Below are 12,582 nucleotides of genomic sequence, written 5' to 3' on the forward strand. Positions count from 1 at the left end.
CGCTCCGAGCCGAAGCTCGGGAACGCCTGGGCCTGCCTGCCGTCGCGAAATCCCGCCATCGACAGCAACGCCGCTGTCGTGACCACGCCCTGGCCACCACGCCCATGCACCCGCACCTCGAACATGAGTTGCTCCTGTCGTGCGGCTCGGGTTCGCCGCCGTCGACGACGTCCGCCGCCGGATCCAGCAGGAACAGCTCGGGCACCACGGCCGCACCGGTGATCCGCTGTTCGGGATCCGCCGGCTGCTGCGCCGCCGCTACGACCACCACTCGCAACGGTCCTGGACCCGGCTGCCGGCCGGCCTGGACGCCGGTGACACCGCCGACGAACAGCTCGCCCGGACCTGGGTCGCCGCCCAGGACCTGCACCTGATCTTCACCTGCTCCGATCGGGCCCGCGCCGAGCACACCCTCTACGGTGGCTGGTCCACCGCGCCGACGCAGGCATCCCCGAACTTGCCCGCCTGGCCCGCACCATCGACTCCTGGCACCCGGAGCTGCTGGCCCACTTCGACACCAACGGCGCGTCCAACGGGCCCACAGAGGCGATCAACCTGCTGATCAAGAAGATCAAAAGGGTCGGGCACGGCTTCCGCAACATCGACAACTACCGGCTCCGCCTTCTCCTGCACTGCGGCACCGAATGACACACTCTGCGCGCCACACCGATCAGAGGCCGGCTACCAGGGTCTGTCTCGTGATCGGTGTTTCCGGCTTCGGTTTCAGTAGGTCTCGGCTCCCGGCCAGCGGTCACCGAAAGTGATGGCGAATGCGTTGATCACGGGCTTCCATCGCATCGTCCACCTGGCGCGGCCTGTCCCGGTCGGGTCCAGGCTGCGGGTCACAAGGTACAGGCACTTCATCGCGGCCTGCTCGGTCGGGAAATGTCCCCGGGCGCGGACCGCTCGCCGGTAGCGGGCGTTCAACGATTCGATCGCATTTGTGGAGCAGATCATCTGCCGGATCTCGACGTCGTAGTCGAGGAATGGCACGAACTCGGCCCAGGCGTTGCGCCACAGCCGGATCATCGCCGCGTACTTCTTTCCCCATTTCTGTTCGAGTTCCTCCAGGGCGACGAGTGCGGCATCCGGGCCCGGCGCGGTGTAGATGGGTTTGATGTCGCGCTTCACCGCATCCCAGTCTTGCCGACCGACCAGCCGGAAAGTGTTCCGGATGAGATGGACGACGCACGTTTGGACAACAGTTTGTGGCCACACGTTCGCCACAACCTCCGGGAGACCTTTCAGGCCGTCGCAGACCAGGAAAAAAACGTCCCGCACGCCGCGGTTCTTCAGGTCGACCAGCACGCTCATCCAGAACTTCGCGCCCTCGCCACCGACGCCCATCCACAGGCCCAGCACGTCCTTGCAGCCGTCCACGGTGACGCCGATGGCGGCGTAGACCGGCCGGTTGGCCACCTGCCCGTCTCGGACCTTGACGTGGATAGCGTCGATGAACACCGCAGCGTAGACCGCATCCAGCGGCCGACTGGCCCACTCGTTCATCTCGGCGACCACTTTGTCGGTGATCCGCGAGACCGTCTCTTTCGATACCGAAGCGCCGTAGATCTCGTCGAAATGTGCTGAGATCTCCCCGGTGGTCATTCCCTTCGCATACAGCGACAGAACGATCTCATCCACGTCCGCGAGGCGTCGTTGCCGCTTCCTCACGATCTGCGGCTCAAATGTGCTCTCCCGGTCCCGCGGAACGTCGATGACGACTTCGCCGGCCGCATCCGAGACCACCGTCTTCGGTCGATCACCATTTCGAACGTTCGTGGATTCCCGACCCGGCTCCGCCTGGTTCTTGGCGTGTCCGAGGTGCTCGGTCATCTCCTCGTTCAGTGCGGTTTCCAAGACATTCTTGGTGAACAGCTTCAGCAAGCCGTCCGGGCCGGTCAACGCCAGCCCTCGCGCCTTCGCCTCGGCCACCATCGCCACCGCAGCAGCCTGCTCGGCAGACAGCTGCCGCGTCGGCTTCCGGCCATCCTCGCGTGGACTCATAAGATCCGATGTCATCACTCACAGTGCCCATCCCGCCGGACCTCAGCCCGGCGTGTCGGGCCGAAAACACCGATCTTGAAACAGTCCCGGCTACCACGCTTGGCTGCGTAGAGCCCCTAATGTTGCAAGGGAATTCGACATGATCGTGAAGGTGATCGGATCACGCGGAGTGTTCGCGCGACACAGGGCGCCCTGAGCGGGATCGACCAGTGGACGATGAGAGCGAGGCTTCGGATGGATTCCGACCAGGAAGTTGCGGGCGGCCTCGGTGCGATCGACTCACCTGGCGCACCCAGTGGGGGTCGGCTGAGGTCAGCCTCGCTGACGACGAGCGGCGGCTGGGTCCATGAGCGTTGAATTCGACGTCTTGATCGAGATCCCCCGTGGCAGTCGCAACAAGTACGAGGTCGACCACGTCAGCGGGCGGATCCGGCTGGACCGGACACTGTTCACGTCGACCCAGTACCCAGGCGACTACGGCTACGTCGAGGACACCCTCGGCGAGGACGGCGACCCCCTCGACGTGCTGCTGATTACCGCGGGCGAGCCGCTGTTCCCCGGCGTGCTCGTGCTGTGCCGCACGATCGGCATGTTCCGGATGACCGACGAGAAGGGTGGGGACGACAAGCTGATCTGCGTTCCCGCGCACGATCCCCGACTGGAGCACCTGCGCGACATCCACCACCTGCCCGAGTGCCACCGGCGGGAGATCCAACACTTCTTCGAGATCTACAAGGAACTCGAGCCGGGCAAGAGCGTCGAGGGCGCCTCGTGGGCAGGCCGTGCGGCGGCGGAGGCTGAGATCGACGCGTCCCGACAACGGCTCCACCACGCCGAGCAGGGGCAGGAGCAGAGGGACTGAACATCGTGCGGGTGCCGAGAACCCGTCACGTCACGCGACGTGCGGCGTCGACGTGCGTGACGACCGTGACGCCACAACCCAGTTCCTGGCCCTTCGCCGCGATTACGACCTCGGCGAGATGAGCTGGGCCCGGCTGCGCGACGCATACAGCACGCTTCCGGCGGAAGGCAGCGTGGCCTGCGGGCCCGATGGATGGATGCCATTGAGGTCAGCCCGGAGAAGGTCATCGTCAACGCCAAGCGGGAAGCCGCCGTCGGCGCGGGCGGGGTGTGGAGGGGGCACCGTCCGCTGCGCCGCGGCGAGTGCTATCCGCCCAACGGGCAGTGCGTCGTGTACGTGCTGTTCGACGCCGACCATCATCCGATCTCCATCCACAGCACGAACCGCTTTTCGCAGCGGTTGGCCGACCACCGTTCGCAAGGCGAGCGGTGGGTCGAGCTGGGCCGCCCAAGCCGTCGACAGCGCCGAGGCGCACGAGATACAGGCCCGGATCGTGAGCCGGTAAGACCAACCTGAACCGGCAGTACTTCGTGCGCTGGGAGCAAGCCAAGGCGACCGAGAAGATCCTGCCTGTCGTGCGTGCGCAGCTTCGGTTGCAGCAGGGCCGTAACGCCGAGCCCAGTGCCGGGCTGATCGACTCCCAGAGCGTCAAGGGTGCCGACACCTCGGGCGCGACACCCGCGGCTACGACGCCGGGAAGAAGATCAACGGCCGGAAGCGGTTCATCGCCACCGACACCCTCGGGCTGCTGCTGGTCGTCGTGGTCGTGGCCGCCTCGGTGCAGGACCGCGACGGCGCGAAGCCGGTGCTGCTGGACACCCACCTGCGCACCCGGGTGCGGTTCGTGTTCGCCGACGGCGGGTTCGCCGGCCGGCTCCTGGACTCGGCCACACAGGTTCTGCGCACCACGATCCAGGTCGTGCGCAAGCCCGCGGACCAGCGCGAATTGGCTGTCCTCCCACGCCGATGGGCGGTCGAACGCACGCTGGCGTGGCTCACTGCGCACCGCCGCCCGGCCCGCGACTACGAACGGACCCCGCCCTGTTCGAAGCCATGATCCGCTGGGCCGCGATCAACACCATGACCCGACGACTCGCCCACGGCGCCCCTGCAACCCGTCAACAACGGCGTACGTTCCAGCCCGTCAGATGATCTTCTCAAACAGGCTCTGAGCTTGATTTTTAACCTGTGGGGACTGTCCGATCTCCGGTGTAACCGGTCGTTCTAGTTGGCGGTGGAGGGGACGATTCGGCCTTCGAAGGTGATGGCGAAGGCGTTGAGGGCGGGCTTCCAGCGGATCGCCCATCGTGCCCGGCCTCGACCGGTGGGGTCCAGTGACCGGGTGACCAGATAGAGGCACTTCAGGGCGGCCTGCTCGGTCGGGAAGTGCCCGCGGGCGCGGACCGCGCGCCGGTAGCGGGCGTTCAAGCTCTCGATCGCGTTCGTGCTGCAGATGATGCGGCGGATCTCCACGTCGTAGTCCAGGAACGGGATGAACTCGGCGAGCTGTTCCGCGACAGTCTGCAGAACAATACGCCGGTCGGTGTCGAGGCGAAACGCTATATCGATGCCGGCGATCTTGTTCCAGACGAAGTGACCGTTGACATGGTGCGCGACCGGCTCGGCGAGACCGATAGCGCGGATGGGTTCGTCCTCGACGGCTTTCCACGCACGGTGGCGCAGGCAGAGTCGCTGGCCGGATTGCTCGGCAAGCACGACACCGAACTCGATGCGGTCATCGAGTTCACTGCGCCCGACAACGTGGTTGTGCAGCGACTGATCGACCATGGGAGATACGACGACACCGAGGAGGTTATCCGCCGACGCCAGCAGGTCTACCGGGACGACACTGCGCCCTACTCGGCTTCTACCGCGACCGGCCGATCAGCGTCGACGCGGTCGGCACCGCCGAGGAGATCATCGACCGGCTATTCGACGAACTGCCGGACGAGCGGGCCGATCAGTAGCAAGCATCTGAGGAGGCGATCACCCGCTTCGAAGTGGTGATCACGACCGGACTGGTGCCGGTCGGCATCGATGCGTCATGGCGGATCAGCTGTCCGCTTTCTCGCGGAACGATTCGACTATTGCCTCATACGACGGCTGCTCGACGACCGCATGCACATCCCAGCTGAGGAGGTCCATGTACGGCTGGAGCATGTCTGTCAGCTCGCGAGGATCGTCCGTCTCGATCAACATGAATCCTGCTCCACCACCGGCCAAGTCGTACCAGCCGCGAATCCGATTTGGCTGGTTCGTGCCGGCGCTGTCCTGTTCGAGGATCCGGCGGCGCAATGCTTCGACCGTGGTGTGCGCATGCCACTTGAATTTGCAGTGCCACAGCATGTCTTTCGCCTCCTAATTTTGATCGATCCAATTGTTCACTGGGCCCGTGATCGCGTCAAGCCAGCGTGAGTGTGAGACGTCGTCGGGCGAGCGCGTGGAAGCCCGGTTCTCGGCGAGGAGACTCGAACGTGTGGGTGCCCGAAACTCGGCACATGTCATGCGACGTGCTGGTACTCGTGAAGGAGTCCGCCGAGCCGGTCGTGTCGTCGGACGTGGGTGGTGTCGGTGTGGGTCTGGCGATGTTCGGGGAGCGCAGGTAGGGGAACGGCCTGTGCCAGTGCGCGGTGCGGACGATGGTGGTTGAAGTAGTCCTGGTACTCGGTCGAGACCGAGGCCGCGTGGTGCTGGTTGGGGATGAGGATCGGGTCGAGGAGTTCGCGGCGAATGCTGCCGACGAATCATTCGGCGGTCGCGTTCGCTCGTGGGCTGGGACTGGTGTTCTGATCACGTCTACCCCGGCGGCCGCGAGTACAGCGTCAACGTGGCGGTGGACTTCGCGCCCGGGTCCCGGATGGGGAACCGGAACTGCTTGCAGGCGTCTTCGAGCTCCATCGCGAGGTTGCGTGCTTGCTGGGTGCAACTGGTCAGGTCGTAAGCCCGTCGTCGCTTGCCGGAAGAAGTCCGGTCCGGGTAGCTGTCAGGAGGCCCGACAGCATACTGGCGGCTCGGTCTGGGGTCGGGTCGGGTCGGGTCGGGTCGAAGCGCAGCGTCAAAGGCCCTTCCAAATGGGAGCGACTGAGCATGCACTGACGGCGATACGGCCTCGTCCGGCCACGGGGGAACCGGCTGCCCGGCGGCTTGAGTTCAAGCGGTGTTCACTACTGAGTGGGAATCGGGGGGCGCTGTCAGGGCCGACAGCGCCACCCGCAGACGCGTGCCGGGCGGCTCGTCCATCTACGGTGCTGATCCAGGAGATGAGGTCGTTGCCCTCACGGTATGGCACCTCGGTGTTCGATGACGCCGGACTCGACTTGTCGAAACTGGGCGCCTGACGGTGGATACCCCACAGCTCGCCGGTGATCTCCAGGTCGGGCTCGTCCAGGCACTCCCCGAGCGAGTTGAACACGTGCCCCATGACCTGGTCACCGACCGGCACCGAGATCGGGCGTCCCACAGGTCGGTGACCTCCTGACCGCGGACCAGCCCGTCGGTGGGCTGCATCGAGATCGCTCGGACCACGCTGTCGCGCAGGTGCTGGGCGATCTCCAGGGTCAGGGTGCGAGCGAAGCTCGCCGAAGGAGACGTCGAGCGTCAGGGCGTTGTACAGCTCCGGGACGGAGTTGCGTGGGAGCTCGACGTCGACGACCGGGCTGGCGACCCGAGCGACCCGGCCGGCCCTGGTCTGGGTACCAGCGGTGGCGGTCATCAGTTCTCGCTTCCTGCGCTTGAGCCCTGGTGCGCGCTGAAGCCGGGTGGGCCTCGCAGAAGCGGTCGGCGGCCTCCTTGTCCCGCGAGTTGCCCGCAGCCACGGTCACGCCGCGGTTGGCCAGGCGATCGCAGGCACCCCGATGCCCGGGTCCCCGGTGACCAGCCCTACCTGCCCAGTCATGTCCGACATATCGATGATCTCTTCTCAGGCCGGAACGCGGAGGACGAGGGCTTCGCCCTGGCCGCCGCCGCCGCACAGGCCCGCGGCGCCGAGCCCGCCGCCGCGGCGGCCCAGTTCGAGCGCGAGGTGCAGGGCGAGGCGAGCGCCCGACGCGCCGACGGGATGTCCCATCGCGATGGCCCCGCCGTTGACATTGACCACGGACGGGTCGACGCCCAGGTCGCGCATCGACTGGATGGCGACCGAGGCGAAGGCCTCGTTGATCTCGAACAGGTCGATGTCGGCGGCGGTCAAGCCCTCGCGGCCCAGAGCCTTGGCGATCGCGTTGGCCGGTTGGGACAGCAGCGACGGGTCCGGGCCGGCGACGACGCCATGCGCGCCGATCTCGGCGAGCACCGGAACGCCGAGCTGTTCGGCCGTGGCCCGGCTCATCACCACCACCGCCGCGCCGCCGTCGGAGATCTGCGAGGCCGATCCGGCGGTGATCGTGCCGTCGGCGGCGAAGGCCGGGCGCAGCTTTCCCAGCGACTCGGCGGTGGTGCCGGGGCGCACGCCCTCGTCCTCGGTGACCAGCAGCGGGTCGCCGCGGCGTTGGGGCACCTCCACGTTGACGATCTCGTCGTCGAACAGGCCGTTCTTGCCCGCGGTGGTGGCTCGCTCGTGTGACATCGCCGAATACTCGTCCTGTTCGGCGCGCCCGATGCCCCGGGCTTCGGTGTAACGGTCGGTGGCGTCGCCCATCCCGAGCTGGTCGAACGAGCAGAACAGCGCGTCGCGCTGGGTGGCATCGATGAGGGAACCGTCGCCGTAGCGGTAGCCCAGCCGCGCGCCGGACAGCAGGTAGGGGCCGTTCGTCATCGACTCCATGCCCCCGGCGACGACCACGTCGAACTCGCCGTATCCGATGAGTTGGTCGGCCATGGCAATCGCATTGAGACCGGACAGACAGACCTTGTTCACAGTCAACGCCGGCACGGTCATCGGGATCCCGCCCTTGACGGCGGCTTGGCGGGCGGTGATCTGCCCCGCGCCGGCTTGGATGACGTGTCCCATGATCACGTAGTCCACTTGCTCACCGGAGACCCCGGATCTGACCAGGGCTTCTGCGATGGCGATGCCCCCCAGGTCCATGGCAGAGAAGCCCTTGAGCGCACCGGAAAGCTTACCGATCGGGGTCCGGGCGCCTCCGACGATGACCGACCCTGGCATTGGGAACACTTCCTCACGTCGAATTACGTCGAATTACTTGTTGGCAACATAGTTGGTGCTTACTGCAGACCGTGGCGGTCAACCCTGGACGAGCGGGCCGATCCCACCCGGAGGGTGCGCCCCAGGCCAGGCTCTGTCGATCGGCAGCCGCGACGCAGGGTGCCGGGCCTGCGCTAGGGCGCTCGGGTGAAGTCCGCAGGAACGATCAGATCGTCGCGAACAAGATCGTGGATCGAGGGCCGCCCGAGTCCGAGGAGTGCCTCGTCGATCCCGCTGCGAAGGATCTCCAGCACGTTCTTGACCCCGGCCTCGCCGTTGGCCGCCATCCCCCACAGGTAGGCGCGTCCGATCATCACGGCCTTGGCACCGAGGGCGAGGGCCTTGACGACGTCGCTTCCGCGGCGGATCCCGCCGTCGAGCAGGACCTCGATCTGGTCCCCGACCGCGTCGACCACGCCGGGCAGGGCCCGGATGGACCCCGGGGTGCCGTCGAGGTTGTTGCCCCCGTGGTTGGACACCGAGATGGCAGTGGCCCCGATGTCGACCGCGCGGCGGGCGTCGTCGGGATGCATGATGCCCTTGATGGCGAAGGGGCCGCCCCACTCCTCGCGCAGCCATTTGACGTCGTCCCATGTCGGCAGCGGCGTGCCCATCCACTCCCCGTAGGCACCGAAGAACGTCGGGGCCTGCTCTCCGGGCGCGGCGAGGTTGGGCGTGGTGAGGTCGGGAATACCGCCGTGGCGCATGAAGTCGATCAGCCACCAGGGCCGCACGATCCCCTCCGGCGCGAACCGCAGCATCGCCTTCAGGCTCATCCGCTCCGGGATCGGCGGGCTGCCCCAATCCCGCCGGGTGGAGAACGACCAGTCCAGCGTGACGATCAGGGCCTTCGCCCCGGCCTTCTTGGCCCGCTCCGCCCGCTCCAGGATGCGCTCCCGGGTGCCCACCCAGTACATCTGGAAGAAGACCTGCGGGTTGGCCTCGGCGACGTCCTCGATCGGTTTGCTGGCGAACGAGCTCAACCCGATCGCCGTCCCGGCCGCCGCCGAGGCCCGGGCGACCGCGACCTCCCCGTCCGGGCTCACCGCCTGCACCCCGGTCGGCGAGATGATCACCGGCAAGGAGATGTCCTGACCGAGCACCCTGGTCGACTGGTCCCGGTGCCGGGGAAGGTCGGCGATGTGCGGCCGGAACCCCAGCTCACTGAACGCGTTCACGTTGTCGTCGAGAGTCAGGCCCTGCTCGGACCCGGCGACCAGCGCCATGTATACCGATTTCGGCAGCCGCTTCTTCGCCCGACGCTGCGCCTCGGCAACCGTCTCGAACCACTCTCTACTGCTTGCCATATCCACTCCCGTACCGCGCTCATAGCCGGCTTCTGGCCAGCACGCGGCGGTAGTCGCCGGATTGATCCTCGCCGTGTGGATGCGCCGCTAACCCAGGGCACGGGACGACGCCCGCCGGCCCGGTCCACCGCTACAACCCCTTCATGTGCCCCTATCCATTGCGGAACTCCGGTCAGAGGGACCGGTCCTGGTCGGTCATAGTCGGATACACACGGATTTGATTTGGGTGTACAGGTTGAGGACCTCGTGGCCCATTTCGCGGCCCCACCCGGACTGCTTGTAGCCGCCGAAGGGCAGTGCGGCGTCGAAGACGTTGTAGCAGTTGACCCAGACGGTGCCGGCGTGCAGCCGTTCGGCCATGCGGTGGGCTCTGCTCAGGTCCTTGGTCCAGATCCCGGAGCCGAGGCCGTAGATCGTGTCGTTGGCCACGGGCAGCACATCGTTCTCCCGGGAGAAGGGATGGGCGGTGACCACCGGCCCGAAGATCTCCTCGCGCACCACCTTCATGTTCGGGTTGGTGTCCACCAGCACGGTCGGTTCGATGAAGTATCCGGGACCGTCCATCTTCCGGCCGCCGCTCAACGCCCGGGCCCCCTCGGCGAACCCGGACTCGACGTAGTCCCAGACCCGGTCCAACTGCTCCTCGGCCACCAGCGGGCCCATCTCGGTGGCCGGATCCATGCCCGGACCGACCTTCATCTGCTTCGCCTGTTCGGCTACTCCCTCGGTCACCTCGTCGAAAGCGCTGTCCTCGACATACAGCCGCGACCCGGCCGAGCAGACCTGGCCGTGGTTGAAGAAGATCGCGCTCGCCGCACCGGGAATCGCCTGATCCATGTCGGCGTCGGCGAACACCACGTTCGGCGACTTGCCGCCCAGTTCCAGGGTGACCTTCTTCAGGTTGCCCGTGGCAGCCCCGATGATGCGTTTGCCGACTGCGGTGGAGCCGGTGAAAGCGATCTTGTCCACGTCCGGGTGCGCGGCCAGGGCCTCCCCGGCGATCGGCCCCGGCCCGGGAACGACGTTGACCACACCCTTGGGGAAACCGGCCTCCATGATCAGCTCGCCCAGGCGCAGCGCCGTCAGCGGGGTGTGCTCGGCCGGCTTGAACACGACGGTGTTGCCTCCGGCCAGGGCGGGGCCCAGCTTCCAGGCGGCCATGAGCAGCGGGAAGTTCCACGGGATGATCTGCCCCACCACCCCCAACGGTTCCCGCAGCGTGTAGGCGTGGTACATCGCGCCGGGCGTGTAGGGCACCGACAGCGGGATCGTGTTGCCCTCCAGCTTGTTGGCCCAGCCGGCCATGTACTGGAACAGCTCAGCGGTCAGCGGCACATCGACCGCGCGGGTGACGCTGATCGGCTTGCCGTTGTCGAGGGTTTCCAGCTCGGCGAACTCCTCCAGGTGCTCCAGCACCAGATCGCCGAGCTTCCAGATGAGCCGTCCCCGCTCGGTCGCGGTCATCGCCGGCCAGGGCCCGGTCTCAAACGCTCGCCGCGCCGCCCGCACCGCCCGGTCGATGTCGACCTCGTCGGCCTGGGCGCACTCGGCCAGGAGCTCACCGGTGGCCGGATTGTGGGTCTGGAAGGTCTGCTCGGACTTCGCCTTCACCCAGTCCCCGTCGATGAGCAGCTCCCACCGACGGGCGGTGTACTCCTTAACCTTCGGGTCTACCGGAAGATCAGCTATTGCGGTCATGAATCCTCCATGCCGGTGCGGTGTCCCACCCGCGATCGTGGTGGGCGACATGGCCCGATAGTCGACATAAGGTAGGCACGCTGCAGCGGAGCCGAGCAGGCCGGGAACCGTTTGCACCGTGACCCGAGCCAGACGCGTTGCTCAGGGAACCGCGCTTGGCAGCGGCGGGAAAGGACGCATCGGAGAACGACTCATCGTCATCGCCGATAACACGTTCATGATCGCCCTCAGGAGCGCGCTTGGCCCGCCACCTGAGCCCGCGGTTCCAGCCAGCCCAGCCGCCGGGACAGCCCTCGGGCGCACCCGAGGACGGCGTGGACGTGCTCGGAAGAGTCACCGGCCCGCCACAGCAAGGACCACGGATAGCGTGACGGGGGAGCCACCAACGGCCTCCAGGCCATCCCCGTCCCCGGCGGTACACATGAGGACGGTGCGCACAGCACGCAGCGCTGTTGCACGACGAGGTCGACCGAGGCTCGGATGCTGTCCACGGTCCCCCGGTACAGGGTGGGGATGAAACCGACCGAGCGGCACAGCTCGATCACGAACTGGTTGAACTCCGGGGCCCGTTCGTCCTCGGCGAACAGCAGAGGTTCCGTGGCGAGGGTAGCGACCGGGACGACGGACAGCCCCCCGAAGCGGTGCCCCTCGGCGACGAGCACCCCCAGCGGGTCCAGACGAAACAGTTCGGAGGCCACGCTCGGCGGGGCCAGCGACGCCCGCCCGATGCCCACGTCCAACCGCCCGTCGACCAGCTGCTGGAACTGTTCGGGCACACCGACCTCGACCTGGTGGATCTCCAGGTCGGGGTAGCGCTGCTGGAGCTCATGCAGGATCAGTGGCATCGAGTCGTAGCTGGCGTCGACGATCCCCACCCGCAGGTGGGGCGTTGAGCAGGCGGCGCGCTGCGCGGCCACCGCCGCCCGCTCGACGTGGGCGAGGATCTGCCGGGCCTCGATCAGAAAAGCGGCGCCGGCCGCGTTCAGCTGCACGTGGTGGGTCGTACGCTCGATCAGGAGCACCCCCAGCTCCCGCTCCAGACGTTGCAGCTGCTGGCTCAGCGCAGACTGGACGATGTGCTCGCGTGCCGCGGCCCGGCCGAAGTGCAGCTCCTCGGCGAGGGTGACGAAGTAGTGCAGCTGCCGAAGCTCCATCCGCGACACCCCCGATCAGGCTTGCCGTGGAGTCACGCCGCTACGGTCATCCTGGCGGGTTGCCTTGGCACAGTCCAGGTCCCGCGGCCGGAACGAGGTGCCGCTCATCATCTCCGGTGATGAACGCTTCACGTGTTGGGGGAGTTGGCCGCGGGGATCGTGTAGGGCGCCGATTGGTAGCTATCGCCTGCAGGCGCACAACGAATCCACCTCTCGGGGGGCGGCGGTGCCCTGTTCCTGTGCGGCCCAGCACGCTAGCCTGGCGGGTTGGCACCCTTGATTCCTCACCGGGCTTCTTCCCAGGAGCGAGTGATGACTGACAACGCCAAGCTCGTGCAGAGCACAGCAGAACTCGATCGGCTCCTCGACGATCTGCAGAAGGTCGAGAAGTTCGAGCCTCCGGCGGAGTTCCGC

At 67.0% G+C, this 12,582-nt stretch carries 10 protein-coding genes and 5 pseudogenes; 6 read left to right on the forward strand and 9 right to left on the reverse strand.

Going from position 1 to position 12,582, the window contains the following annotated elements:
• Positions 1-139: 139 nt before the first annotated feature.
• Positions 140-406: pseudogene (locus JWR81_RS34355) on the forward strand (transposase); the annotation flags it as partial.
• Between the two features lie 71 nt (positions 407-477).
• The gene (locus tag JWR81_RS34360; protein ID WP_367278790.1) at positions 478-648 is read left to right on the forward strand and encodes a transposase; all 171 of its coding nucleotides are present in this window, start codon (positions 478-480) and stop codon (positions 646-648) included.
• A 75-nt stretch (positions 649-723) separates the two neighbouring features.
• Here the strand turns inward: JWR81_RS34360 and JWR81_RS13915 are convergent, their stop codons facing one another.
• Positions 724-2,004: an IS256 family transposase gene (locus JWR81_RS13915; RefSeq protein ID WP_297651372.1), complete on the reverse strand. Its 1,281-nt coding sequence runs from the start codon at positions 2,002-2,004 to the stop codon at positions 724-726.
• 346 nt (positions 2,005-2,350) lie between these two features.
• Between JWR81_RS13915 and JWR81_RS13920 the strand changes: the two genes are divergently transcribed.
• From JWR81_RS13920 to JWR81_RS13930, 3 genes and pseudogenes are all read left to right on the forward strand, one after another.
• The gene (locus JWR81_RS13920) at positions 2,351-2,866 is read left to right on the forward strand and encodes an inorganic diphosphatase (RefSeq protein ID WP_297651374.1); all 516 of its coding nucleotides are present in this window, start codon (positions 2,351-2,353) and stop codon (positions 2,864-2,866) included.
• A gap of 192 nt (positions 2,867-3,058) precedes the next feature.
• Positions 3,059-3,382: a hypothetical protein gene (locus tag JWR81_RS13925; RefSeq protein WP_297651376.1), complete on the forward strand. Its 324-nt coding sequence runs from the start codon at positions 3,059-3,061 to the stop codon at positions 3,380-3,382.
• Between the two features lie 154 nt (positions 3,383-3,536).
• Positions 3,537-3,923, forward strand: a pseudogene (locus tag JWR81_RS13930) (transposase); the annotation flags it as partial.
• A 167-nt stretch (positions 3,924-4,090) separates the two neighbouring features.
• Here JWR81_RS13930 and JWR81_RS13935 read toward each other — a convergent pair.
• Positions 4,091-4,363: pseudogene (locus JWR81_RS13935) on the reverse strand (transposase); the annotation flags it as partial.
• Here JWR81_RS13935 and JWR81_RS34365 point away from each other — a divergent pair.
• Positions 4,253-4,873, forward strand: a complete 621-nt coding sequence (locus tag JWR81_RS34365) for a nucleoside monophosphate kinase (protein ID WP_367278791.1) — start codon at positions 4,253-4,255, stop codon at positions 4,871-4,873. The pseudogene JWR81_RS13935 and the gene JWR81_RS34365 sit on opposite strands and share 111 nt — an antisense overlap.
• A gap of 45 nt (positions 4,874-4,918) precedes the next feature.
• Here the strand turns inward: JWR81_RS34365 and JWR81_RS13940 are convergent, their stop codons facing one another.
• From JWR81_RS13940 to JWR81_RS13965, 7 genes and pseudogenes are all read right to left on the reverse strand, one after another.
• Positions 4,919-5,212: a DUF3303 family protein gene (locus JWR81_RS13940; protein ID WP_297651378.1), complete on the reverse strand. Its 294-nt coding sequence runs from the start codon at positions 5,210-5,212 to the stop codon at positions 4,919-4,921.
• 272 nt (positions 5,213-5,484) lie between these two features.
• Positions 5,485-5,598: pseudogene (locus JWR81_RS34370) on the reverse strand (integrase); the annotation flags it as partial.
• A gap of 584 nt (positions 5,599-6,182) precedes the next feature.
• Positions 6,183-6,578 (reverse strand): annotated as a pseudogene (locus tag JWR81_RS13945) (F0F1 ATP synthase subunit beta); the annotation flags it as partial.
• Between the two features lie 207 nt (positions 6,579-6,785).
• Positions 6,786-7,970 carry an acetyl-CoA C-acetyltransferase gene (locus tag JWR81_RS13950; protein ID WP_297651392.1) on the reverse strand — a complete coding sequence of 395 codons (1,185 nt, stop codon included), beginning with the start codon at positions 7,968-7,970 and terminating at the stop codon, positions 6,786-6,788.
• 173 nt (positions 7,971-8,143) lie between these two features.
• Positions 8,144-9,316 (reverse strand): pre-mycofactocin synthase MftD, encoded by a 1,173-nt coding sequence (gene mftD / locus JWR81_RS13955; RefSeq protein WP_297651394.1) that lies wholly within the window; start codon positions 9,314-9,316, stop codon positions 8,144-8,146.
• Positions 9,317-9,511: 195 nt separating this feature from the next.
• On the reverse strand, positions 9,512-11,014 hold the full coding sequence (locus JWR81_RS13960) for an aldehyde dehydrogenase family protein (RefSeq protein WP_297651396.1): 1,503 nt from the start codon (positions 11,012-11,014) through the stop codon (positions 9,512-9,514).
• A 227-nt stretch (positions 11,015-11,241) separates the two neighbouring features.
• Complete coding sequence (locus JWR81_RS13965; RefSeq protein ID WP_297651398.1) at positions 11,242-12,168, reverse strand: LysR family transcriptional regulator; 927 nt, start codon at positions 12,166-12,168, stop codon at positions 11,242-11,244.
• Positions 12,169-12,582 lie beyond the last annotated feature (414 nt).

The organism is Pseudonocardia sp. (genome assembly GCF_025965585.1).
Classification (GTDB): domain Bacteria; phylum Actinomycetota; class Actinomycetes; order Mycobacteriales; family Pseudonocardiaceae; genus Pseudonocardia.

Bases quoted from the DNA above. Each gene is read 5' to 3' on its own strand.
- JWR81_RS13950 (WP_297651392.1), bottom strand. From the start codon at position 7,970: ATGCCAGGGTCGGTCATCGTCGGAGGCGCCCGGACCCCGATCGGTAAG.
- JWR81_RS13915 (WP_297651372.1), bottom strand. From the start codon at position 2,004: ATGAGTCCACGCGAGGATGGCCGGAAGCCGACGCGGCAGCTGTCTGCC.
- JWR81_RS13965 (WP_297651398.1), bottom strand. From the start codon at position 12,168: ATGGAGCTTCGGCAGCTGCACTACTTCGTCACCCTCGCCGAGGAGCTG.
- JWR81_RS13960 (WP_297651396.1), bottom strand. From the start codon at position 11,014: ATGACCGCAATAGCTGATCTTCCGGTAGACCCGAAGGTTAAGGAGTAC.
- JWR81_RS13920 (WP_297651374.1), top strand. From the start codon at position 2,351: ATGAGCGTTGAATTCGACGTCTTGATCGAGATCCCCCGTGGCAGTCGC.
- mftD (WP_297651394.1), bottom strand. From the start codon at position 9,316: ATGGCAAGCAGTAGAGAGTGGTTCGAGACGGTTGCCGAGGCGCAGCGT.
- JWR81_RS13940 (WP_297651378.1), bottom strand. From the start codon at position 5,212: ATGCTGTGGCACTGCAAATTCAAGTGGCATGCGCACACCACGGTCGAA.
- JWR81_RS13925 (WP_297651376.1), top strand. From the start codon at position 3,059: ATGGATGCCATTGAGGTCAGCCCGGAGAAGGTCATCGTCAACGCCAAG.